This window comes from Mesorhizobium tamadayense (assembly GCF_003863365.1).
In the GTDB taxonomy this organism is placed as follows: domain Bacteria; phylum Pseudomonadota; class Alphaproteobacteria; order Rhizobiales; family Rhizobiaceae; genus Mesorhizobium; species Mesorhizobium tamadayense.
Genome location: NZ_RQXT01000152.1, coordinates 1 through 1,597, shown reverse-complemented (window position 1 = coordinate 1,597; position 1,597 = coordinate 1). Strand labels below are relative to the sequence as shown.

The following is a 1,597-nucleotide window of genomic DNA, read 5'->3' as shown; positions in this document are numbered from 1 at the left end:
GCAGTTGAGCTTATATGAGGAGCGTCAATGTGGAACTGTCGTCAGGGTGACATTTTTTGCTTTCCGTCGGTTGTTGCGGCATCCACGGTCTGAGCCCGATTGCAAGACGCGGCTCGTTGCCAAGCCAGATCCAACTTATATACGGTCGCTGTTCGAGACAGCGGAACCAACATCCCGCTTGCGGCGGACAAGGGCTCAGGAGGACGAGACCATTCTATCAAGCGGCGTTTGAAGCCATACTCAACTGCGGTTCGTCCCACCTGGATCCGCCAGGACTGATCGGGTCCTGGAAGATTGAGGAATTCGGTTGCGATCGGGGATCAGGCGGTCCTCATCACGGCCCCCTCGATGACGACGCCGGCATTGACGTATTTCCACAGCGCGACAAGCAGCTTGCGGGCGAGTGCCACGATCGTCTTCTTCTTCAGACGACCATCGTTCTGCTTCACCCGCTGCTTGAACCACAGGCTGAGAGCTGAGTGCGGCTGATGGCGCAGCCACAGCCAGGCCACCTGGATCAGCGTCGTTCGCAGCCTTGGATTGCCGGCTTTCGAAACCCCCTGGTCGTGATCGACCGAGCCGCTCTGCCAGGGTGTCGGCGCAAGGCCGGCATAGGCAGCAACTTGTCGTCGGTTGTCAAAATGACGCGACAGCCCCTCCGACCACAAGACAACGGCAAACTCCGGCCCGATGCCTTTCAAGGCGAGCAGCATCGCCGGTGCCGGCTGCTCACAATCAGCGAAATGCGCAGAGCCGACCGGCGCGACAGCGAGCATGGCGTCGCGCTCGGCCTCGACTGCCTTGATCTGTCCGATCAGCAGCTCCAGCCGATCGAGTTCGCGGCTGATCTGCATCTTCAGATGCGCCGGCAATGGTCGGCCGTCGCCGGTCCTCAGCTCCTCGAGCCGCGTGCGCCGGTCGCGGCGCAGCGGCTGGTAGCCGGATACGCCCTGGCTGAACAGCAGGCCCTTGATGCGATTGACGTGGCGTACGCGCTCGTTCGTCAACGCCTTGCGCTCACGCGAGATGCGGCGACGGTCCTCTTCCTCGGGCGTCGGCACCCGCAGCATCGCACAGACGCGCGGCTCGCCCCTTTTATAGGCGAGCAGCGCGCGCACCAGCGTCTCACCGTCGATCTTGTCGGTCTTGGCCCGCCGCCGCCGGCGCGAGGTCGCAATCGAGGCCGGATCGACGACGTGGCTTTCGATCCCCTCGGCCTGCAGCAGGCGATGGATCCAGAAGCCGTCGAGCCCGGCCTCCTGGATCACGATGATGGGGAAGCAGCGCCCGGTCCGTGCCTGCGCCTTCCTGTTGAGCCCGGCAAACCGCGCCAGCAGTCCGGCGATGTCGTCGGCCGCCACCGCATGTTTCGACATCTTCTCGCCGCCGTCCGGCGACAGCGAGGTGATCAGCCATTTCGAACGGCTGAGTTCCAATGAGACGAAGATTGCGCCAAGATCAATGCGGATAGCGGTCGGCGCTTCAGGTCGTTCATTCGCAGCGAGCATGTTCGGCCTCTCCAGAGCAAGGTGTTGATTGAAAGCGACCTCACTTTGTCACAGCGCGGATCGCTATCCACCTCCTCATAGGATCTATC

General features: G+C 62.5%; 1 protein-coding gene. It reads right to left on the bottom strand.

Going from position 1 to position 1,597, the window contains the following annotated elements:
* Positions 1-320 precede the first annotated feature (320 nt).
* Positions 321-1,508 (bottom strand): IS110 family RNA-guided transposase, encoded by a 1,188-nt coding sequence (locus EH240_RS36910; protein ID WP_125007234.1) that lies wholly within the window; start codon positions 1,506-1,508, stop codon positions 321-323.
* Positions 1,509-1,597: the final 89 nt, after the last annotated feature.

Coding starts and splice junctions, on each gene's coding strand:
- EH240_RS36910 (WP_125007234.1), bottom strand. CDS start 1,508: ATGCTCGCTGCGAATGAACGACCTGAAGCGCCGACCGCTATCCGCATT.